The 20,550-nt window shown below is 70.5% G+C and carries 21 protein-coding genes and 1 pseudogene; 9 read left to right on the forward strand and 13 right to left on the reverse strand.

Annotation, left to right across the window (positions count from 1 at the left end; genetic code table 11):
* Positions 1–210: 210 nt before the first annotated feature.
* Entirely contained in the window at positions 211–1,065 is an 855-nt protein-coding gene (gene purU / locus ACTWPV_RS42615) for a formyltetrahydrofolate deformylase (RefSeq protein WP_347649023.1), read from the forward strand.
* Between the two features lie 6 nt (positions 1,066–1,071).
* Here the strand turns inward: purU and ACTWPV_RS42620 are convergent, their stop codons facing one another.
* From ACTWPV_RS42620 to ACTWPV_RS42635, 4 genes are all read right to left on the reverse strand, one after another.
* Positions 1,072–1,722, reverse strand: coding sequence for a DUF6461 domain-containing protein (locus ACTWPV_RS42620; RefSeq protein WP_443156144.1), 651 nt, complete (start codon positions 1,720–1,722; stop codon positions 1,072–1,074).
* Positions 1,723–1,804: 82 nt separating this feature from the next.
* Positions 1,805–2,155, reverse strand: coding sequence for a VOC family protein (locus ACTWPV_RS42625; protein ID WP_443156145.1), 351 nt, complete (start codon positions 2,153–2,155; stop codon positions 1,805–1,807).
* Positions 2,152–2,952, reverse strand: coding sequence for a helix-turn-helix domain-containing protein (locus ACTWPV_RS42630; protein WP_443156146.1), 801 nt, complete (start codon positions 2,950–2,952; stop codon positions 2,152–2,154). Before ACTWPV_RS42630 ends, ACTWPV_RS42625 begins: the two co-directional genes overlap by 4 nt.
* 10 nt (positions 2,953–2,962) lie before the next feature.
* The gene (locus ACTWPV_RS42635; RefSeq protein WP_443156147.1) at positions 2,963–5,020 is read right to left on the reverse strand and encodes a prolyl oligopeptidase family serine peptidase; all 2,058 of its coding nucleotides are present in this window, start codon (positions 5,018–5,020) and stop codon (positions 2,963–2,965) included.
* 281 nt (positions 5,021–5,301) lie between these two features.
* Here ACTWPV_RS42635 and ACTWPV_RS42640 point away from each other — a divergent pair, with 281 nt between their 5' ends.
* From ACTWPV_RS42640 to ACTWPV_RS42650, 3 genes are read left to right on the forward strand one after another with little or no spacing between them, the layout of a single operon-like run.
* A complete protein-coding gene (locus ACTWPV_RS42640; protein WP_347623960.1) occupies positions 5,302–5,808 on the forward strand; it encodes an HNH endonuclease in 507 nt (168 codons plus the stop codon).
* 44 nt (positions 5,809–5,852) lie between these two features.
* Positions 5,853–6,647, forward strand: coding sequence for a GNAT family N-acetyltransferase (locus ACTWPV_RS42645; RefSeq protein ID WP_347649018.1), 795 nt, complete (start codon positions 5,853–5,855; stop codon positions 6,645–6,647).
* A gap of 56 nt (positions 6,648–6,703) precedes the next feature.
* Complete coding sequence (locus ACTWPV_RS42650) at positions 6,704–6,907, forward strand: FmdB family zinc ribbon protein (protein ID WP_347649017.1); 204 nt, start codon at positions 6,704–6,706, stop codon at positions 6,905–6,907.
* 140 nt (positions 6,908–7,047) lie between these two features.
* Here ACTWPV_RS42650 and ACTWPV_RS42655 read toward each other — a convergent pair whose 3' ends face one another.
* From ACTWPV_RS42655 to ACTWPV_RS42665, 3 genes are all read right to left on the reverse strand, one after another.
* Positions 7,048–7,542, reverse strand: coding sequence for a helix-turn-helix transcriptional regulator (locus tag ACTWPV_RS42655; RefSeq protein WP_165974528.1), 495 nt, complete (start codon positions 7,540–7,542; stop codon positions 7,048–7,050).
* 107 nt (positions 7,543–7,649) lie between these two features.
* Entirely contained in the window at positions 7,650–9,488 is a 1,839-nt protein-coding gene (ilvD, locus tag ACTWPV_RS42660; protein WP_347649016.1) for a dihydroxy-acid dehydratase, read from the reverse strand.
* 205 nt (positions 9,489–9,693) lie between these two features.
* The gene (locus tag ACTWPV_RS42665; protein WP_347649015.1) at positions 9,694–10,521 is read right to left on the reverse strand and encodes a nuclease-related domain-containing protein; all 828 of its coding nucleotides are present in this window, start codon (positions 10,519–10,521) and stop codon (positions 9,694–9,696) included.
* A gap of 239 nt (positions 10,522–10,760) precedes the next feature.
* Between ACTWPV_RS42665 and ACTWPV_RS42670 the strand changes: the two genes are divergently transcribed.
* Positions 10,761–11,051, forward strand: coding sequence for a hypothetical protein (locus tag ACTWPV_RS42670; protein WP_443156148.1), 291 nt, complete (start codon positions 10,761–10,763; stop codon positions 11,049–11,051).
* Between the two features lie 7 nt (positions 11,052–11,058).
* A complete protein-coding gene (locus ACTWPV_RS42675; protein WP_443156155.1) occupies positions 11,059–11,421 on the forward strand; it encodes a DUF5130 family protein in 363 nt (120 codons plus the stop codon).
* Positions 11,422–11,436: 15 nt separating this feature from the next.
* Here ACTWPV_RS42675 and ACTWPV_RS42680 read toward each other — a convergent pair whose 3' ends face one another.
* From ACTWPV_RS42680 to pepN, 3 genes are all read right to left on the reverse strand, one after another.
* Positions 11,437–12,387, reverse strand: a complete 951-nt coding sequence (locus ACTWPV_RS42680; protein ID WP_443156149.1) for a hypothetical protein — start codon at positions 12,385–12,387, stop codon at positions 11,437–11,439.
* A 55-nt stretch (positions 12,388–12,442) separates the two neighbouring features.
* The gene (locus ACTWPV_RS42685) at positions 12,443–13,720 is read right to left on the reverse strand and encodes a serine/threonine-protein kinase (RefSeq protein WP_347649012.1); all 1,278 of its coding nucleotides are present in this window, start codon (positions 13,718–13,720) and stop codon (positions 12,443–12,445) included.
* Between the two features lie 94 nt (positions 13,721–13,814).
* Entirely contained in the window at positions 13,815–16,376 is a 2,562-nt protein-coding gene (gene pepN / locus ACTWPV_RS42690) for an aminopeptidase N (RefSeq protein ID WP_443156150.1), read from the reverse strand.
* A gap of 90 nt (positions 16,377–16,466) precedes the next feature.
* Between pepN and ACTWPV_RS42695 the strand changes: the two genes are divergently transcribed.
* Together ACTWPV_RS42695 and ACTWPV_RS42700 are read left to right on the forward strand one after the other, a co-directional pair.
* The gene (locus ACTWPV_RS42695; protein WP_443156151.1) at positions 16,467–17,087 is read left to right on the forward strand and encodes a mycothiol-dependent nitroreductase Rv2466c family protein; all 621 of its coding nucleotides are present in this window, start codon (positions 16,467–16,469) and stop codon (positions 17,085–17,087) included.
* Between the two features lie 129 nt (positions 17,088–17,216).
* A complete protein-coding gene (locus tag ACTWPV_RS42700) occupies positions 17,217–18,620 on the forward strand; it encodes an aldehyde dehydrogenase family protein (RefSeq protein ID WP_443156152.1) in 1,404 nt (467 codons plus the stop codon).
* Between the two features lie 25 nt (positions 18,621–18,645).
* Here ACTWPV_RS42700 and ACTWPV_RS42705 read toward each other — a convergent pair whose 3' ends face one another.
* Entirely contained in the window at positions 18,646–19,374 is a 729-nt protein-coding gene (locus ACTWPV_RS42705; protein ID WP_347649008.1) for an SDR family oxidoreductase, read from the reverse strand.
* Between the two features lie 9 nt (positions 19,375–19,383).
* Complete coding sequence (gene def / locus ACTWPV_RS42710; RefSeq protein WP_347649007.1) at positions 19,384–19,869, reverse strand: peptide deformylase; 486 nt, start codon at positions 19,867–19,869, stop codon at positions 19,384–19,386.
* Between the two features lie 91 nt (positions 19,870–19,960).
* Here def and ACTWPV_RS42715 point away from each other — a divergent pair, with 91 nt between their 5' ends.
* A complete protein-coding gene (locus tag ACTWPV_RS42715; RefSeq protein ID WP_443156153.1) occupies positions 19,961–20,428 on the forward strand; it encodes a ribose-5-phosphate isomerase in 468 nt (155 codons plus the stop codon).
* 15 nt (positions 20,429–20,443) lie between these two features.
* Here the strand turns inward: ACTWPV_RS42715 and ACTWPV_RS42720 are convergent.
* Positions 20,444–20,550 (reverse strand): annotated as a pseudogene (locus ACTWPV_RS42720) (IS5/IS1182 family transposase); the annotation flags it as partial.

Here is a 20,550-nt window from a genome sequence, read left to right on the forward strand (position 1 = left end):
TGTGGAAGATGGATGAAGATCCAGTTATCAGGGTGTTCGCCCCGGCTGAAGGTTGTGGGGTCAACCCCTGCTCACCTGCCTGTGACCGGATACTTCGCCGCCCCCGACCGCACATCGGCGGCAGGTACTCTCGGACGTGGCCGCCACGGTTGTACGCTGCCTGCACCGACCGCAAGGCGCCCGCTGACCCCACGCCCGCGAGAGTGAAGCATGACCGATCCCGCCGAATACATCCTGACATTGTCGTGTCCCGACCGGCCCGGTGTGGTGGCCGCCGTCTCCGGCCTGCTGGCCGGGCGCGGTTGCACCATCATCGAGAGCCAGCAGTTCGGGGACAGGGCCGCCCAGCGGTTCTTCATGCGCGTGCAGTTCGCGGGCCCGCTGGGGGAGGACGAGATCACCAGCGCCTTCGCCGAGCTCGCGCCCGACTTCGGCATGGAGTTCAGGCTGCGCGACGTGGCGGTGAGGCCGCGGGTGCTGATCATGGTCAGCAAGTTCGACCACTGCCTGAACGACCTGCTCTACCGGGTGCGGGCCAAGTCGCTCGACATCGAGATCGTCGCGGTGGCCTCCAACCATCCCGACCTGCGCCCGCTCACCCAGGCGCACGGCATCGACTATCACCACCTGCCGATCACGCCCGAGACCAAGGCCAGGCAGGAGGCCGAGGTGCTGGCGCTGGTCGAGCACTATCAGGTCGACATGGTGGTGCTGGCCCGCTACATGCAGGTGTTGTCGGAGGAGCTCTGCGAGAAGCTCGCGGGCCGGGCCATCAACATCCACCACTCGTTCCTGCCGTCGTTCAAGGGCGCCAGGCCCTATCGCCAGGCCCACGACCGCGGGGTCAAGCTGATCGGCGCGACCGCCCACTACGTGACCTCCGACCTCGACGAGGGGCCGATCATCGAGCAGGAGGTGGCCAGGGTCAACCACAGTCACTCGCCCGAGGACCTCGCGGCCATCGGGCGTGACGTGGAGTGCGTGGCGCTGGCCAGGGCCGTCACGTGGCACGCGGAGCAGCGCGTGCTGCTCGACGGGCACAAGACGGTCGTCTTCCCCCGCTGAGCTCTTCTAGAGCTCGCCGATGGCGCCGACGAGCAGGGGGCCTGACAACAGGCCGGCGGTGAACTCCACCCCGGTGATCCGGGCCGCCAGCAGGAACGCCCGGGCCAGGCCGTTGGCCGACATGTCCTCCCACCGCGCCTCCCACCCGTCGTCATCCTCCTCGGGGGTCAGTCCCACCTCGCGCATCAGCTCGTTGAGCCGGTCCTTGTCATCGCCGTGCCGCTCGCTGGGCATGATGGGCCGGAAGGTGGTGACGACGGCGCCGTCGATCGCGTAGCTGAAATCGTCCTCCGCGTAGTCGTGCCTGCTGACGGTCACCACCTCACAACCCCGCGAGAGCGGCTCGATGACCTCCGGCGACGTCGCCGTCCAGCCCCACAGCTCGATCGCGACGGACCACTCGCCGAGCGGGACCACGCCGACGTGACCGCCGCCGTCACCCCCGGCGGTCTCCTCGACGAACGCGTGGACCTGCTCGTCCAACTCGGCGAAGCCCATCTCCCTGCCCGGCGGCTCGGCCGGGCCGAAGCGGCGCAGCACCTCGGCGGGGCCGAGGCCGCGGAAGAAGGACACGCAGAAGATGTCGCCCAGGGGGTTGCCCGGGTCGCCGTCGGCGGCCTGGAGCCAGCGGTAGGGGGCGAGCGGATCGTTGGTCATGCCCCCGGATCGTGGCAGGCGCCACCGACAGAAACCCGTCAGAAACCCGTCAGAAACCCGACAGGAGCCCGGCATGAACCCGTCAGGGCCGGTACGTCCCGAAGTACCAGGCGTTGCCCTCCGGGTCCGCGCAGCCGTACTCGCGTGACCCGTACGGCTGGTCCACGAGGTCCATCGTGATGCGGGCCCCCGCGGCCCTCGCGCGGTCGTGGTGGGCGTCGACGTCGTCGGCCGCGACGTAGATCCCCGGCCCGCCGGGCTCACCTTGGCCGATCATGAGGATGTCGTCCCCGACGATCAGTTCGGCGTGGTTGACGGCGCCCTCGTCGTTCTTGGCCACCTCGTGCACCCTGAACCCGAACGCGGTGATCAGGAAGTCGAGCGCGGCCTGGCAGTCGTGGTATCTGGCCAGTGCGTAGACGGTTCTGCTCATGCGTCTGAGCGTGCCCGCTCCGGCGGCTCGGGTCTTGGACGAATCTGACCGGGCGTCGTGTCGCCCAGCACCCGGAACTCACGGTTCATGTGGGCCTGGTCGTAATAGCCGCACTCCGCCGCCGCCAGCGCGATGGGGGTGCCCGCCCGCACCAGCCGCGCCGCCCTGCCGAACCTGATCACCCGCGCGGCCGTCTTCGGCGTGAGCCCGATCTGGTCGTGGAAACGGGCGACGAGATGGCGATGGCTCCAGCCGAGCGACTCGGCCAGCGACGACGCGCTCAGGCGGCCTCCCGACTCCAGCAGCCGGGCCCACGCCCACGGCAGCTCAGGACCGACCTCAGGGCCGGACAGGATGCGCTCGCACAGGAGCCGGTCGGCCAGCGCCAGCCGGGCACGCCATGACGGCGTCCCGGCCAGCCTGCCGACCACCGTGTCCTCCCACGCCCCTGGCAGGTCGCCGACCGGCACGACCCGGTTGGTCAGGTGCCGCATCGGCAGGCCGAAGAGCCGGCGCGCCCCGAACGGCGTGAGGAACACCTCCACACCCTCCGTCGGCCCCATCGTGCGCGTGACGGTGAAGCGGTCGCCGAGCCCGCCCGCGAACGCAGAGACCCGCTGCCCCTGCACCTCCATCGGCGTGCCGAAGGCGAGGATCAGCACGGCCCCCGGCATCGCCGTCTCTGACCTGGTCACCGGCTCGGCGTATCGCTCGCTGTAGGCGCACAGACGCGTCACGTAGGGGCGCAGGAGGGCACTGGGGGCGGCCTCGAGCATGGCCGGCCCCAACGCGTTCATGCTGCCGAGGTTACAAGCCGGTGTGCCGTGCCAGGAAGGTGAGCGTGTCGGCCGACAGGTCGACCGTCCTGCTCACCGAGCGGGCGCCGTGGCCCACCTCCGTCTCGTTGCGCAGCAGCACGGGACGCCCGCCCGTCGTGGCGTGCTGGAGCGCCGCGCACATCTTCCACGCGTGCATCGGGTGCACGCGCGTGTCGGACTGGAAGACGGTGAAGAGCGTCGCGGGATAGGCGAGCCCCTCGTTGACGTGGTGGTAGGGAGAGTAGGCCCGCAACCAGGCGAACTGCTCGGGGTCGTCGGCGGAACCGTATTCGACGTTCCAGGTGGCGCCGAGCCCGAACTTCTCGTACCTGATCATGTCGAGGAGCGGCGCGGAGCAGACGACGGCGGAGTAGAGGTCGGGCCGCTGCGTCAGCGCGGCGCCCACGAGCAGGCCGCCGTTGGAGCCGCCGGAGATGCCGAGCTGCTCCTTCGTGGTGACGCCGGTGGCGATGAGGTGCTCGGCGGCCGCGTGGAAGTCGTCGAACACGTTCTGCTTGTTGGCCAGCATGCCCGCGCGGTGCCACTCTTCGCCCTCCTCACCGCCGCCCCGCAGGTTGGCGATGGCGTAGACGCCGCCCGCCTCCACCCAGGCCAGGATCGAGGCGGAGTAGCCGGGCGTCATGGACAGGCCGAAGCCGCCGTAGCCGTAGAGGATCGTGGGGCGGGGGCCGGAGGCCTCGCCGGCCGGGGAGATGACCAGCATGCGGACGTCGGTGCCGTCGTGAGACCGGTAGACGACCTGCGAGGTGCGCACCTCCGGCACCTCGACCGCGCCGGGAGAGGCGGCCCAGAGGGTGGTCTCGCCGGTGCGGGCGTCGTAGCGCTGGATGGTGGGCGGCGTGGTGTTGTCGGTGTAGCCGAACCACGCCTCGTGGCCGCCCTCGGGGCGCTCGGCGATGCCGCCGATGGAACCGAGGCCGGGCGCGGGCACCTCGCCCACGCGCTCGCCGGTCTCGAGGTCGTGCACGGTGATCTCGCTGATGGCGTGGCGGGTCCAGCCCACCAGCATGACCGGGCGTTCGAGGTCGTCGAGGATCGCGAAGTCGCTCAGCACCGCCTCGGGATCCTCGGGGACGAGGTCGCGCCAGGTCTCGAACCCCGGCGCGGCCGGGTCGGCGAGGCACACCCTGCCCCGCGGCGCGTCGCGGTCGGTGTGGACGTAGAGGCGGCCGTCGCGGCCGAACACCAGCGCCGACTGCGCGTCCACGCCCTCCTGCACCACCCGCAGCTCGGGCCGGTCGGCGGGGGACTCCGTCAGGTCGGCCACCCAGATGTCGTTGCGCGGCGCGGTGCCCTCGTGCGCCGAGACCTGCAGCCAGCGCCCGTCACGCGAGACGGAGACGCCGTAGTAGTTGGTCAGCTTCAGGCCCTGCCCGAAGATCATCACGTCGTCCTCGGTGGAGGTGCCGACGCGGTGGAGGTAGACGCGGCGGTGGAACTGCGTCTCGTTCTCCGGCACCTCGGTGCTCGGCAGCCGGCGCACGTAGTAGAACGCCTCCCCGCCGGGCAGCCAGGCGACGGGGGAGTAGCGGCAGCGGTCGATGGGCCCCTCGACGCGCTCTCCCGTCGCGACGTCCATGATGTAGAGGACCGACTCCTCGTTGCCCCCCACCGAGATCTGGTAGGCGAGCAGGCGGCCCTCCTTGTCGGGCTGCACCGCGTCGAGCGTGGTCAGACCGGAGGGGTCGATCTCGATGGGGTCGATCAGCGCCCGCTCGGTGCCGTCGGGCTCGACGACGTAGTAGACGGCGTGCTCCTGGTCGGGGGTGCGGCGCGAGAAGAAGTGGCGCCCGCCGCGCCAGGCCGGCACGCCCACCGAGCCCGACCTGAGCAACTCGGCGATGCGGCTCTTGAAACGCTGCGGACCGCGCTCCCGGCCGAACAGCTCGGCCTGCGCGAGCAGCCATCCCTTGGTCTCGGGACCGTCGGGGTCCTCGAGCCACCGATAGGGGTCGGGCACGGGTGTTCCGTGCAGGATGTCACTGGTTTCTTCGCGTCGTGCGGTCGGGTACGGCTCTCGCGTCATGCCAGGAACCCTATGCCAACGGGGATGCGTAAAGCGCTGGTCGAGCGGGCATAAAACGTACCGTGCGTCCCTTTAGTCAGTCCGCCGGATGCTTTTGGGGTGGCGGGGACCACGGTACAAACGCCAGACTTGGTGACAGGACGGTGCCGTGGTGACCATCCGCTGGGCCGTCCGGCGGAGGTCCACGTGACGGAAGCACGAGTGCCCCAGGAGGGCCCGACAGGCGGGACATGCCGCGGCATGTCCCCTTTGATACGCGCGCAGCAGGGAGAGGCCCGATGATGCGCCAAGTCCTGCTGCTCAACGCCACCTACGAGCCGCTGACCACCCTCTCGCTGCACCGGGCCATCGTGCTGGTGCTGCGGGAGAAGGCCGACGTCGTGCACCGCGACGGCCGGGGCGCGGTGCTGCGTTCCGCGAGCCGTACGCTCGACGTGCCTTCGGTGATCAGGCTCCGCAGATATGTCCGCATTCCCTACCGGTCGCGCATCCCTCTGACCAGGGCCGCTCTCATGCGACGCGACGACTACCGCTGCGCCTACTGCGGGCAGCGGGCCGAGACCATCGACCACGTCATCCCGCGGTCCAGGGGAGGCACGCACACCTGGGAGAACTGCGTCGCCTCCTGCACGACCTGCAACCACAGGAAGGCCGACAAATACCTGGAGGAGCTGGGGTGGACGCTCCGCGTCAGCCCGGCGGTGCCACGGGGCGCCCACTGGAGGCTCATCGGCGCCTCGCTCGTCGGAGACCCGCAGTGGGCGCCCTACCTCGAGGCCGCGGCCTGAAAGGTTTTGATGCGGAGGTTCGCGTCCTGACACCATGAGCAGGCATGTGGACCTTCACCTCAGAGGTTGAGGAATACGCCGCGGTCGCCGAGCCCTTCCTGCTCGGCGACCCGGTGCGCAACACCGTCCCGCTGACCGTCCTCGCCAACCTGCGTGCGGGCATGCCCGCCAAGGACCCGCTCTTCGGCTGGTGGACGGTGGACGGCGAGGTTCGCGGCGCGGTCTTCCGCACCCCGCCGCATCCCATCGGCCTGTTCTCGATGCCCGTCGAGGCCGTCGCGCCCCTGGTCGAGGCGCTCGACCGCGAGCTGCCCGCGCTCGTGGGCCCCGTCGAGCTGACCTCCGAGGCCATCCGGCTGCTCGGGAAGCCCGGCAGGGCGGTGTCGGAGCGGCTCTACCGCCTCGGCGCGCTCACCGTGCCCGACGTGCCGGGCCGGGGCAGGGTCGCCGTCCCGGGCGACTTCCCGCTGCTGGTGAGCTGGTATCACGCGTTCCACGACGAGGTGGCGATGCCCGCGGCCGACCTGGCCGAGCGGGCGGCGCAGCGGCTGGCGCGCCGCGAGCTGTTCGTGTGGGAGATGGACGGGGCGCCGGTCTCGTTCGCCGGGTTGTCACCGGCGGCCGGCGGGGTCTGCCGCATCGGGCCCGTCTACACACCGCCTTCGTGCCGCAGGCGCGGCTACGGCGCCGCCGTCACGGCGTTCGCCAGCCAGACGGGCCTGGCCGAGCGGTGCGACCATGTCGTGCTCTTCACCGACCTCGACAACCCGACGAGCAACGCCATCTACCAGGCCATCGGCTACGAGCCGGTGTCCGACTACGCGCATCTCACCTACTGACGGCCGGGCGCGGCGGCCCTTGGTGGCCGCACGGCGGCCGGAGGTAGACTCGGCGCATGCCGCGATACGACTTCCGCTGCCGCGCCTGCGGCTCCACGTTCGAGGTCTCCCGCTCCATGTCGGCCGCCAACGACCCGGCCGCCTGCCCCGAGGGCCACGACGACACGGTGAAGCTGCTGTCCACGGTGTCCATGACGGGCGGCGCGGCCGCACCCCAGGGCGGCGGCGGTTGTTGCGGCGGAGGCTGCTGCTCCTCCTGAGCGTCACGCCCCGGTGGCATCGACGGTCGCGCCCGGCCGGCATCCCGGATGCCCATGCCAGCAGGACGGCGAGATCCTCCGGGGCCTGCCGCCACCGGCCCGGCGGCCGGGGACGACAGGTCGAATCGGTGGTGAGGTTCCTACGCGGCCCTGGCGCGCTTGCGGCGCTGGAACGGCAGGAACCGGTCGGCGAGATGCGGTCGGGACGGCGTGAGCGTGGGCTCGACCGCGATGATCCGGTCGAACCTGAACGCCCTGATGGCCCGGCGCATCCTGCACACGCCGACCAGATACCAGTATTCGCGGTGGACCAGGCAGGTCACCGGCTCGACGTCGCGCGCGGTGACGGTGCCGTAGGCGTCGCGGTAGTGGAGGCGGATCATGAGGCGGCTGGTGATGGCGTCGGCCATGAGCCTGGCCCGGGAGGCGACGTCGACGGGCAGCGGCTCGGTGAGGGTCGCGAGGGTGGTGGAGATGACGTCGTCGTCGAGCTCCAGGTGCTCGAGTGCGTGCTGCAGGCCACGCCTGGCGGTGACGGCCTGCGGGCCCGCTCCGAGGTGGGCGAGGGAGAGGGCGAGGGCGGCGATCTCGGCGGTCGTCAGCGGGCGAGTATCGTGCTTCACGACTGTCGTCATACCCCAAGAATACGGACGACCACTGACAATTTTCGAAAATCTGTGCGGCGAGGGAAGAGCCTGTACGGCAGGCGAGAACCCGGTCGCCTGCCGTACAGGGGCAGCGCTTATCGCGACAGCTGCGACAGGTCGCGCGAGGCGCCCGTGGACGCGGACGTCGTCATCGCCGCGTAGGCCTGCAGCGCCACGCTGACCGGCCGGTCGCGGTCGCGCGGGCGGAAGCGACCCAGCTCGGCCAGCAGCCGCTCGCGCCGGGCCGCCAGCTCCGCCTCGGCCACCCGCAACTCCATCGACCGGTTGGGGATGTCGATGTCGATGATGTCGCCGTCTTCGACCAGCGCGATCGTGCCGCCCTCGGCCGCCTCTGGCGAGGCGTGGCCGATCGACAACCCCGAGGTGCCGCCGGAGAAGCGCCCGTCGGTGACGAGGGCGCACGCCTTGCCCAGGCCCCTGCCCTTGAGGAAGGAGGTCGGGTAGAGCATCTCCTGCATGCCGGGCCCGCCCTTGGGGCCTTCGTAGCGGATGACCACCACGTCGCCCTCCTTGACGCGCCCGCCCAGGATGCCCTCGACGGCCTGCTCCTGCGACTCGAACACCACCGCGGGCCCGCTGAACTTCCAGATCGACTCGTCGACCCCTGCGGTCTTCACGACCGCGCCGTCACGCGAGATGTTGCCGTAGAGGACGGCCAGCCCTCCGTCGGCGGTGTAGGAATGCTCCATGTCGCGGATGCACCCCTCGGCCCGGTCGAGGTCGAGGGAGTCCCAGCGGTTGTCCTGCGAGTAGGCCTTGACCGTGCGCACGTTGCCGGGCGCCGCGTGCCACAACTCCACGGCCTCCGGCAGGACCGACGGCGAGCGCACGTCCCAGCGGGCCAGCACGTCGGCGAGCGTGCCGCCGTTGACCGTGGACACGTCGCGGTGCAGCAGGCCGGCCCGGTCGAGCTCGCCCAGGATGGCCGGGATGCCGCCGGCGCGGTGCACGTCCTCGACGTGGAACTTGCTGGTGGCAGGGGCGACCTTGCACAGGCACGGCACCCGCAGCGACAGCTCGTTGATCTCCTTGAGGCCGAAGTCGACCTCGGCCTCGCGGGCCGCGGCCAGGATGTGCAGGATCGTGTTGGTCGAGCCGCCCATCGCCACGTCGAGGGTCATGGCGTTCTCGAACGCCTCGCGGGTCGCGATCGAGCGCGGCAGCACCGACTCGTCGTCTTCCTCGTAGTAGCGGCGGCTGATCTCCACCAGCTGCCGGCCGGCGTCCTCGAACAGCTTCTTGCGGGCCTTGTGCGTGGCCAGGATCGTGCCGTTGCCGGGCAGCGCGAGGCCGATCGCCTCGGCCAGGCAGTTCATCGAGTTGGCGGTGAACATGCCGGAGCAGGAGCCGCACGTCGGGCAGGCGGCCTCTTCCATCTTCAGCAGGTCGGCGTCGGAGACGGACTCGTCGGCGGCGGCGATCATCGGGTCGATCAGGTCGAGCTTCCTGCCCGGCGTCTTGCCGGCCTCCATGGGCCCGCCGGAGACGAAGATCGTCGGGATGTTCAGCCGGAACGCCGCCAGCAACATGCCCGGCGTGATCTTGTCGCAGTTGGACACGCAGATCAGCGCGTCGGCGCAGTGGGCGTTGACCATGTATTCGACGGCGTCTGCGATCAGCTCGCGCGAGGGCAGGGAGTAGAGCATGCCGCCGTGGCCCATCGCGATGCCGTCGTCGACCGCGATCGTGTTGAACTCGCGGGGGATGCCGCCGGCCTCCCTGACGGCCGACGCCACGACGTCGCCGACCTCGCGCAGATGCACATGGCCGGGAACGAACTGCGTGAAGCTGTTGGCCACCGCGATGATGGGCTTGCCGAAATCGCCCCCGGCTACGCCGGTCGCCCGGAGCAGGGCCCGGGCACCGACCATGTTCCTGCCGTGGGTGACTGTACGTGACCTGAGGGCCGGCATTGCGCTTCTCCCATCGCTAGCAAGTCTTCACATGTTACGGCCACCCGCCCGGCAACTGAGACGTCTGTCCATGCATCGGACTGCCGCCGGCCGCCCGCGTCACGACGAGGAGCGGGCGGGGCGCACGAAGAGGCCGCTCCGAAGGGCGTTCAGCCTGCGGCGATGGGAGAGAGGCCGCCGGCCGAACGCGAAGCCGCCGGGTGGCTCAGTCTTCGCCGTAGCGGGCCGGGAGCACCTGGGCGGCGATGTCGTAGATCCGGTCGATCTCGCCCTCGGTCAGCGCCCGCTCGCGCTTGGTGATCCACTTGCGGGCGCGGTCACCCTGGTAGACGTCCACGCCGCGGATCGTCATGATCTTCCAGGGCACCTGCGGCCCGTAGATGGCAAGGGAGGGCACGACCGAGACCTCGCGGCCGAACAGCTTGCTGATCAGCTCGCTCGCCTGCGACGCCTCCCACTTGGCCTCGTTGATGCGGGGCTTCATGTCGAACGGCCCGTGGAAGAGCTTCTTGCCCATTTGCACGCGCACGGGCAGCCGCTTGTCCCACTTCTCGGAGTCGACCGCGTAGACGCCCGTCGGGCCCACGACGAGGTGGTCGATCTGGGCCTCGCTGTCCGGGATCGCCCTGGCGTGCAGCGTGCGGTAGCCGTTGCGCTCGAGCTTGCGCAGCTGCGCCTCGGTGCGACGCTCGGCCACGGACGTGCGCCGCCACGCGGGCACGGAGGAGTTGGATCGCGCCCGATAGATCGCCTCCGCGATGGCCGCGAGCACGCCCGCGGTCACGCCGGCCCGCCAGTCGCCCACGAGGAAGCCCGCGACGAGGCCGACGACCACCGCCAGGATCGCGCGGTTGCGCAGGCGGCGGACCCGCGGCTGCTGCAGCAGGCTGCGCACGGACACGCGCTTGACCGGCGCGTATGTGGAGGTGGGCGCCGAAGGCTTCGCGGCGGCGGTCTGCTCGCTTTCTGGCTTGTCGCTCACCCAGATGGGTGACGCGTTGTGACCGTCTTCTCGCTGGATGTCGGAGTCCACGTAACTCACCGTAGCCCGGGGGTTCGATCGATTCCTAGTGTTGCCGTGTCCATAGTTTTATGGCCCAGCTCATCGTGTTCCACGCGTGTTTTCCGGGTATGTCTTACGTTCTTCTCTAGAGATGCCCAGGGGCCTGTTGAAGATCCTAACGTGGCGTGGGGCCTACTGATCATGTGTTGTGTGCCGGACACCCCGTGACGGGTCTGGCCGGACCCGCCGCAGCGGTTTACGGTCAGGGTGTGAACAGCGCGGCGGAGATTCTGCTCTTGCTCATCGGGGTGTCCATGGGGCTGTTCGTGCTGATCAGCCTGCTGGTCATGGTGCCTGGCCGGGCGCCACGGCGCCGGGAGGGATCGTGGCCGGTGTGGGTCGGCGGGCCGTCAAGGAGCGAGCGCGGGGTGAGCACGTCCGCGCTGGTGCTGGCTGACCGGGTGGCGCACTGGGCGGACGTTCCCGAGCACGACTGGGTGGCCGCCGCCGAGACGGCCGAGCCGGGCAGGCGCGTCGGCGGCGCGTCCGCGGGGTGGTGAGGTGACGATGCGCGGACTGACCGCCCCACAGGCCGACGACATCAGGAAGGCCGTGCAGGCCGCCGAGCAACGAAGCGGCCTGCGGTTCGGGTTGTTCATCGGCCGGCCGGAGGGCTCGAGGCGGCACTTCGCCGAGCGCCTGCACGCCGCCCTGGGCGACGAGGCCGCCGGCGCCGTGGTGATCTTCGTGGATCCCGTGGGGCGGGCGCTGGAGATCGTCACCGGCGACACCGCCCGGCTCCGGCTGCCCGACAGCGCCTGCCGGCTGACCGCGATGTCGATGGCCACCTCTTTCAGCGCGGGCGACCTGGTGGGCGGCCTGTTGTACGGCATAGCCGCCCTCGCGGAGCAGGCCGCGGCCCGCCACTGACCCACGGCCGGGGCTTCAGCCGCGTTCGAGGAGGCTGACGATGTGCCGGCTGACCCCGTCGAGCAGGGTCGCCGGCTCGATCGGGGCGTCGGCGACGGCCGAGAACAGCGCGGGCAGCCCCGGCAGCGGGAACCCGTCGTCCTTCAGCGCCGCCGATCCGATGGCGTTCTTGTCGAGCCCGGCCCGGCTGCGCTCCCACGCGTCGAGCACCTCCTCCGGCGACGGCACCCCGAATCCGTGCCCCACCGGCGCCGCGTGGCGCAGCCGGACGAGCGGGGTCTCGGCGAAGGCCAGGGCCGTGCGGGCGCGCAGCTGGAGCTCGGCCCGCGGCTCCGGCTCGATCCAGTCCATGGCCGTGCACGGGTTGCGGCAGGTGGCGACGCACACGGCGAGCGCGCCGGCGACCTGGCTGTGCTGGCGGTCGAAGTAGGCTCGCCAGCCCTCGCCCGGCTCGGCCGACACCCGCAGCGTCCGGTTGGTGGCCGACTGCTCGGACTTCGTGTGGTCGCACTCCCGGTCGCCGATCACGCCGAACCTGCTGCCCGCCACGCTCAGCGCCTCGGGCCAGCGCGCGGGGTCGCCCGCGTGGCCGAGTTGCGGCTCGAAGGCCAGCAGCGGCAGGTATTCGCTGGCGATGTGCACCGCGGCGATCATCGGGCTCAGCTCGCGCCTGTGCCACCGTACGGAGATCACCTCGAGCAGCAGCTCGTACGCGGGCCGCAGGGACTCCAGCGCTCCGCGCGGCTGCTCGCGCGGGGTCTGCGGCATGTGACAGGCTCGCGCGCGCCGCCGCAGGTCGGCGGGCACCACCCGGGCCTCGGCCGCGAAGTCCTCGGCGTCGAGCGAGAGCAGCCGTTGACCGAACTCGCACACCTCGGCGATGTCGGCTGCGGGTGCCAGCGCACCGAGGTCGGCGAAGGCATAACGGCGGGCAAGGGCGACAAAAAGGTCACGAGTCGAGTCCACGCGAAGACTTTCTCACGTTCGGCGAGCCGCTAAGGACGCCGGCGCTGCAGGCCTGTCACGGGCACGGGGCCCGGACGCACTGGATCTCGCCCGGAGGCGGCGGCCGGGAGATCGTGGGCTCAGACGTCGGCTCCTCGGGGACCTCGGTCGTGGGCTCCTCGGTCGGCTCGGGCTGGGGAGTGGTCGGCGAGACGGTCGGGGTCTCGGTCTCGGTCTCGGTGGCAGTGACCGTCGGGGTGGGCGTCGGCAACGCCGTGGTGGAGCGGGAGGGCCTGGGGTTGGAGGTGCGCTTGGCCGGCGGCACCGGCTGCTTCGTGGTGGCCGAAGGCGACGGCGAGGTCGCCATGGCCGTGGCGGTGACGGTCGGCGGCTCCATCCGGCCCACCGTCGTGGGCGTCACCGGACGCAGCCAGATGAATCCCGCCACCGCCGCGGACACCGCCACGGCGGCGGTGATGGTGAGCACCGCCCGCACCGGGCGGCGGCGGCGCGGCACGGGCAGCGTGGTGGGAGAGGTCAGCGCCCTGCGCGCGGCCTCGGCCATCAGCGCGGCCGACGGCCAGCGCACCTCGGGCGTCTTCTCCAGCGCCCGCTCCACCACCTGCCGCGGCCCGGCCGGCACGTCGGCGGGCAGGCGCGGGACGGGGGAGTTGAGGTGCTTGAAGATGATCTGTACGGGCGTGTCACCCCGGAACGGCAACTGCCCGGTCAGGCACTCGTACGCCACCACGCCCAGGGCGTAAACGTCGACCGCGGGGGTCACGTCGCTGCTGGTGGCCATCTCGGGGGCGCAGTAGCCGGCCGAGCAGAGCATCGTGCCCGTGGCCGTCAGATGCCCCGCGGAGGCGGAGTGGGCGATGCCGAAGTCGGTGAGCGCCACGCTGCCGTCGGGCCTGATCATGAGGTTGGCCGGCTTGACGTCGCGGTGGACGATGCCCTGCGCGTGGGCGGCGGCCAGCGCGTCGCCCACCTCGGCGACCAGCCGCATGGTGACCTCCGGGCCGAGCACTCCGCGCCGCAGCACGTGGTCGAGCGACTCGCCCTCCACGTATTCCATGACCAGGAAGCTCACCTGGCGGCCGTCGACCTCGCTGACGCCGTAGTCGTAGACGTCGACCACACCGGGATGCCGGAGCGTGGCCATGGCCCTGGCCTCGTTCTGGAAACGCTGGGTGAAGGAGGGGTTCTCGGTGAGCGCGGGCATGAGCACCTTGACCGCCACCGCGCGCCCGAGAACCGTGTCGTCGGCACGCCAGACCTCGCCCATGCCGCCGCCGCCGAGACGGCCGGTCAGCACGTAGCGATCATTGAGCGTGGTCCCGGCGCCTAGCACGTACTTGAGGCTAACATCGCCGGTGCGCCGCCATGGCCAAGTCGGCGCAGCTCGCAGGCCCCCGCCGGGACGGCGGGGGCCTGCGGCGGGCGCGTCAGGTGGCGGCGTCCGTCTTCCGGTTGCGCAGGGCCCTGCTCACGCCGTCGGCGCCCTCGAGGATCAGCCGGCGCAACGCCTGCGGCGGCTCCTCGTCGGCGAGGTAGCGCTCCGCCGCCTCGACGGTCGCCGGCTCGATGAGCAGCGCGGGGAAGCATCCCACGGCGAACGTGGACGCCTGGTCGAACGTCCACTCCTTGTAGATCCGTCCCACCTCGGCGAAGTATTTCTCGCGGTAGGGGTCGAGCAGCTCGGGGTGGCGGGGGTCCTGGAAGCCGCCGATGGTCGTACGGGCGATGTGGTTGGCCAGCTCGCCGCCCACGATCCGGTCCCACGCGGCGGCCTTGGCCTCGGCGGTCGGGATCGCGGCCCGGCAGTGCGCGGCCGAGCGCTCACCCGTCGCCGTAGGGTCGAGCTCCAGCTCGGCGTCGATGTCCGGCTCGGTCAGGCGGCCGCAGGAGACGAGCGCGTGCACGAGCGACCAGCGCAGGTCGGCGTCGACGGTCAGGCCATCGGGGACGGCCGAGCCGTCGAGGATGCTCTGCAGCAGGTCGAGGTCCTCGTCGGAGCCGGCCACGGGTGCGAACGCCTGGAGGAAGGCGAGCTGGTGGTCGGAGCCCGGCTCGGCGGAGGCGAGCAGCGCGCGCAGCTTGCCGGCCAGCAGCTCAAGGCCCTCCTGCCGCCACGCCGGGTCGGCGTACTGCTGCACGGCCATGCGCGCCTGCCGCAGCACCGCCTGGAGGACGGTGATGTCGGAGACCGTTTCCACGCCCGAGACGACCAGCCTGACGTAGTCGCGCGTGGACATCTCGCCGTCGCGGGTCATGTCCCAGGCCGCGGACCAGCACAGGGCCCTCGGCAGCGACTCGGTGAACGCGGCGATGCCGCCGTCGACCAGCGTCTTCAAGGAGCGCTCGTCGAGGCGGATCTTGGCGTAGGTCAGGTCGTCGTCGTTGATCAGCACGAGGTCGGGCTGCTCCTCGCCGACGAGCTGGGCCACGTTCGTACGGGCGCCCACCACGTCGAGCTCCACCCGCTTCGTACGGGTCAGCTCCCCGCCGGCCATGGAGTACAGGCCGATGGCGACCCGGTGGGAGCGCAGCGTCGGGTGGTCGGCCGGCGCCTCCTGCAGCACCTCGAACCGGGTGAACCGGCCTCCTGACACCTCGAACGAGGGCCGCAGCGTGTTGACCCACGAGGTCTCCAGCCACTCCTTCGACCAGGACGACAGGTCACGGCCCGACGTGCGCTCCAGCGCGGTGAGCAGGTCCTTCAGCTCGGTGTTGCCCCAGGCGTGCTCGGCGAAGTAGTCGCGCACGCCGGCGAGGAAGTTGTCCAGGCCCACGTAGGCGACGAGCTGCTTGAGCACCGAGGCGCCCTTGGCGTAGGTGATGCCGTCGAAGTTGACCTCGACCGCCTGCATGTCGGGGATGTCCGCGGCGATCGGGTGGGTCGAGGGGAGCTGGTCCTGGCGGTAGGCCCAGGCCTTCTCCACGTTGGCGAAGGTCGTCCACGCGCCCTTGCCCCACCGCGTGGCCTCGGCCTGGGCGAGCACGGACATGTAGGTGGCGAACGACTCGTTCAGCCACAGGTCGTCCCACCAGCGCATGGTGACGAGGTCGCCGAACCACATGTGCGCCATCTCGTGCAGGATCGTCTCGGCGCGCCGCTCGACGACCGCGTCGGTGACGCGGGAGCGGAAGACGTAGTCCTCCAGGAGCGTCACGCAGGCGGCGTTCTCCATGGCGCCGGCGTTGAACTCGGGCACGAAGAGCTGGTCGTACTTCCCGAAGGGGTAGCGCACCCCGAACACCCGGTGGAAGAAGTCGAAGCCCTGCTTGGTGACCTCGAAGATGTTGTCCGCGTCGAGGTGGCCGGACAGCGAGGCCCGGCAGTAGACGCCCAGCGGGATGCCATCGTGCTCGGAGGTCACCTTGTGGTACGGGCCGGCCACCAGCGCGGTGATGTAGGTGGAGATGACCGGGGTGGGCGCGAACTGCCAGCGCCTGGCGGCGGGCACGGCGCCGTGCTTGCCCGCCTGCTCGGGCAGCTCCTCCACGCCGGTGGCGGTGGCGTTGGAGATGACCTCCCAGCCGGCCGGGGCCAGCACGGTGAGCTGGAAGGTCGCCTTGAGGTCGGGCTGGTCGAAGCAGGCGTACATGCGGTGCGCGTCGGCCGTCTCGAACTGGCTGTGCAGGTAGACGTTCTTGTCGACCGGGTCGACGAAGCGGTGGAGCCCCTCGCCGGTGCGCATGTAGGAGCAGTCGGCGTCCACGCGCAGCTCGTTGGCCTCGGCGAGCGAGGGCAGCGGGAAGCGCCCGGCGGCGGCGTCGTAGCTCGCCACGTCGAGCTCCTCGCCGTTGAGCACGACCTTGCGCACGCGGGCGCCGTGCAGGTCGATGAAGGTGGACGCGCCCGGGCTGGTGCTGGCGAAGCGGACCGTCGTGACGCTCTCGAAGCGCTCGTCCCCCTCCGTCAGGTCGAGTGCGACCTCGTAAGACTCGACCTTCAGCAGCCGGGCGCGCTCACGGGCCTCGTCTCGGGTCAGGTTGCCTGCCAAGTTGCGCTCCTTTTCACCGCTTCGTAGAAGTTTGTCGGTATCCTGCCACGGCGGGAATAGGACCCGAACCACCTCAGGTTATGGCCCCACGTGACTGAAAAGATTCCCGTGGACCTGTGGTTCGACCCATCCTGCCCCTTCGCGTGGGTGACGTCACGGTGGCTGATCGAGGTGGCGAAGGTTCGCCCCATCGAGCCGCGCTGGCGCATGATGTCGCTTCACATCCTCAACGAGGACAAAGACGTCTCCGACGACTACCGCGAGCGCGCCGCCCGGGCCATGGGGTCGGTCAGGGTGGTGGCGGCCGCCGCCGCCAAGCACGGCGAGCAGGCCGTCGGCGAGCTCTACACCGCTCTCGGCACGCTGCTGCACAACGAGGGCAGGAGCAAGGAGCCCGAGCGGCTGCGCGAGACCGTCGAGGCCGCGCTCGAGCGGGCCGGCCTCGACACGAGCCTCGTCGAGGCCATGCACTCCGAAGAGTGGGACCCGACCATCCGCGCCTCCCACGACGAGGGCATCACGCTCGTCGGCCAGGAGGTCGGCACGCCCATCATCCGCCTCGGCGCCAACGCCTTCTTCGGGCCCGTGATCACCCGCATCCTCCGAGGTGAGGACGCGGGCAAGCTGTGGGACGGCGTGCTGGCGGTCACCGCGTACGAGGACTTCTTCGAGCTGAAGCGCACGCGCACCAAACGCCCGCAATTCGACTGACGTTTCCGTCTATGCCCTTTGCGTCGTCTTACGCTGGCGGTGGAATAAAGCCGGCGGTGGTGGAGAAGGCTCATCCCGACCAGGGATGAGCCCTTTCATTACCGTGTCAAGCGCTGTCAAGATGGTGCCATGCGTCAGCTCTATATCGGCGGCTCCTGGACCGCCTCGACTTCGGACGAGTCCATCGAGGTTGCGAACCCGGCCACGGAAGAGATCATCGACCGCGTCCCCGCGGGCACGCCCGGCGACGTGGATGCGGCCGTGCAGGCGGCCAGAAGAGCCTTCCCCCGATGGGCGGAGACCCCCGCCGCCGAGCGCGGGAAGCTGCTCGGCGACGCCGCTGACCTGCTGAGACAGCGATCTGATGAGATCGCCAAGACGATCGCCACCGACATGGGCGCGCCGCTCGGCTTCGCGCTCAAGGTGCAGACGCTCATGCCCGCGACCGTGCTGTCCTCCTACGCGCGCCTGGCGGAGAGCCATCCGCGCGAGTCGCGGGCCGGCAACTCGCTGGTGCTCAAGGAGCCGGTCGGGGTGGTGGCGGCGATCACGCCGTGGAACTATCCGCTGCACCAGATCATCTGCAAGGCGGGTCCCGCGCTGGCCGCCGGTTGCACCGTGGTGCTGAAGCCGAGCGAGGTGGCGCCGCTCGCGGCGTACGCGCTGGCGGAGATCTTCGACGAGGTCGGTCTGCCCGCGGGCGTGTTCAACCTGGTGAGCGGGCGTGGACCGGTGGTCGGGGAGGCCATGGCCGCCCACCCTGACGTCGACATGGTGTCGTTCACCGGCTCGACCGGCGCGGGCCGGCGGGTGGCCTCGCTCGCGGCCGAGTCGGTCAAGCGCGTTGCGCTCGAGCTGGGCGGCAAGTCAGCAAATATCATCCTTCCCGATGCCGACCTGCCCCTGGCTGTCAAGGTGGGCGTGGCCAACTGCTTCGTCAACGCCGGCCAGACCTGCTCGGCGTTGACCCGCATGATCGTCCACCGCGACCAGTACGACGAGGCCGTGCGGCTGGCCGTCGAGACGGCGCGCGGCTACACCGTCGGCGACCCCTTCGACGAGTCGACCAGAATCGGCCCGCTGGTGTCGGCGACCCAGCGCGAGCGCGTCGTCCGCTACATCAACAGGGGCCAGGAGGAAGGCGCCAGACTGGTCGCAGGCGGCACCGAGCAGCCTCACGAACGGGGCCACTACGTCGAGCCGACCGTGTTCGCGGGTGTGGAGCCGGGCATGACGATCGAGCAGGAAGAGATCTTCGGCCCCGTGTTGACGCTGATCCCGTACACGACCGAGGACATGGCCGTCGAGATCGCCAACGGCACGAAGTACGGCCTGGCCGGAGCCGTCTGGGCGGGCACCGAGGAACACGCCGTGTCGGTCGCCCGCAGGCTCCGCACGGGCCAGGTGGCCGTCAACGGCGGCCGGTTCAACCCGATGGCCCCGTTCGGCGGCTACAAGCAGTCGGGCGTGGGCCGGGAACTCGGCGAGTACGGGCTCGAGGAGTTCCTGGAGATCAAGGCGCTGCAGCTGTAGCCGCCTGAGGTGCCGCGCCGGCGGGTCAGACGAGCAGCCCGCCGGTGGCGTGCACGTTGTGGCCGGTGACCCAGCGCCCGTCCGGCCCCGCCAGGAAGGCGACCACGGCGGCGAGGTCGTCTGGCCTGCCGAGACGCCGCAGCGCGGTCAACGCCTCCGTCTGCTCCAGCGCCTCCGGCGGGTTGGCGCCGTGCAGCATGTCGGTGTCGGTCGCGCCGGACGAGACGACGTTCACGGTGATGCCCCGCCCGCCCAGCTCGCGCGACGCCACCTTGGCGAACTGCTCGACCGCCCCCTTGCTGCCGCAATAGAGCATCAGACCGGGCGCGGGCACCTGGGTGTTGAGCGTCGAGATGGTGATGATCCGCCCGCCGTCGCGCATGACGCGGCCCGCCCACTGCGTGGCCAGGAACACCGCCCGGGTGTTCACCGCGAAGACCCGCTCGTAGTCGTCGCCGGTGATGTCGGCCAGCGGCTTGCTCAGGCTCAGCGCGGCGTTGTTGACGAGGATGTCAAGCCCGGGCAGCCGCGCCTCCGCCTCGGCGAACAACCGCTCGAGATCGTCCTCGTCGCCCAGATCGGCGCGTACGGCGTGTGCCCCCGTCTCCTTGGCCACCTGCAGCGCCGCCTCTTCGGAGCGCTCGTAGCAGAAGACGACCTGCGCCCCGTCGCCCGTCAACCGCTCCACGACGGCCCGGCCGATGCCTCTGGAGCCGCCGGTGACCAGTGCGCCTTTTCCTGAAAGTACGCTCATGCGGCCAACCTACGCCCTGAGCATGATCTCGCGGGCTTCGTTTCTGGGGAGGCGGTCGACGTACAGCTTGCCGTCCAGATGCTCGGTCTCGTGCTGGAAGCAGCGCGCCAGCGATCCGCGCGCCTTGACGCGCACGGGCCGCTGCAGCCGGTCGACGCCCTCGACGGTGACGCCCGCGGCCCGCGCGACAGGGGCGTAGATCGGCTGGCCCGTGCGGCGGTCGGGCACCGACAGGCAGCCCTCCTCGTCGAGCGCCTCCTCCGGGTCGTCGACGGTCAGCCGCGGATTGACCACGTGACCCTTGCGCCCGCTGATGTCGTAGACGAACAACCTCCGTGACACGCCGATCTGGGGGCCCGCCAGGCCGACGCCGTTGACCGCGTACATCGCCTGGAACATCTCGTCGATCAGCCGGCGCAGGTCGCGGTCGAAGTCGGTGACGGGATCGGCGGTCGTGCGCAGCACCGGATCGCCGATGATGCGGATCTCGCGCATACGATTTCTGCTTTCGTAAGGACTGGACAGCGGAACAGGTCCTTACTCTACAAGAGGGCCTGATCGGCGAGGGCTGTGGAAGACTGGTCATGTGCGTGTCTACATCGGTGCCGACCATGCCGGCTATGAGCTGAAGAACCACCTCGTGTCCTGGCTCAAGGACCACGGTCACGACGTGATCGACTGCGGTCCCTTCGTCTACGACGCGGAGGACGACTATCCCGCGTTCGTCCTGCGCGCGGCCGAAGGCGTCTCGGGCGACCCCGGCAGTCTGGGGGTGGTCATCGGAGGCTCGGGCAACGGCGAGCAGATCGCCGCCAACAAGGTGCGCGGCATCCGCGCGGCACTGGCCTGGAGCGAGGAGACGGCCGCCCTGGCCCGCGAGCACAACAACGCCAACGTCGTCAGCGTCGGCGCGCGCATGCACGCCCTCGACGAGGCGACCAGGTTCGTGGAGGTCTTCCTGACCACGTCGTTCTCCGGCAGCGAGCGCCACAGCAGGCGGATCGCCCAGCTCGACACCTACGAGACGATCGGCCAGCTGCCCTCCCTGCCCTAGGAGCTGTTTCTCGGATCAGGTTCGGAGCCAGATGACGAGGGCGGCCAAGGTGACGGTGCCGAGGAAGATGTAGGCGCGCTTGTCGTATCGCGTGGCCACGGCCCGGAAGTTCTTCAGCCGGT

This window comes from Nonomuraea sp. KM88 (assembly GCF_052245635.1).
Classification (GTDB): domain Bacteria; phylum Actinomycetota; class Actinomycetes; order Streptosporangiales; family Streptosporangiaceae; genus Nonomuraea.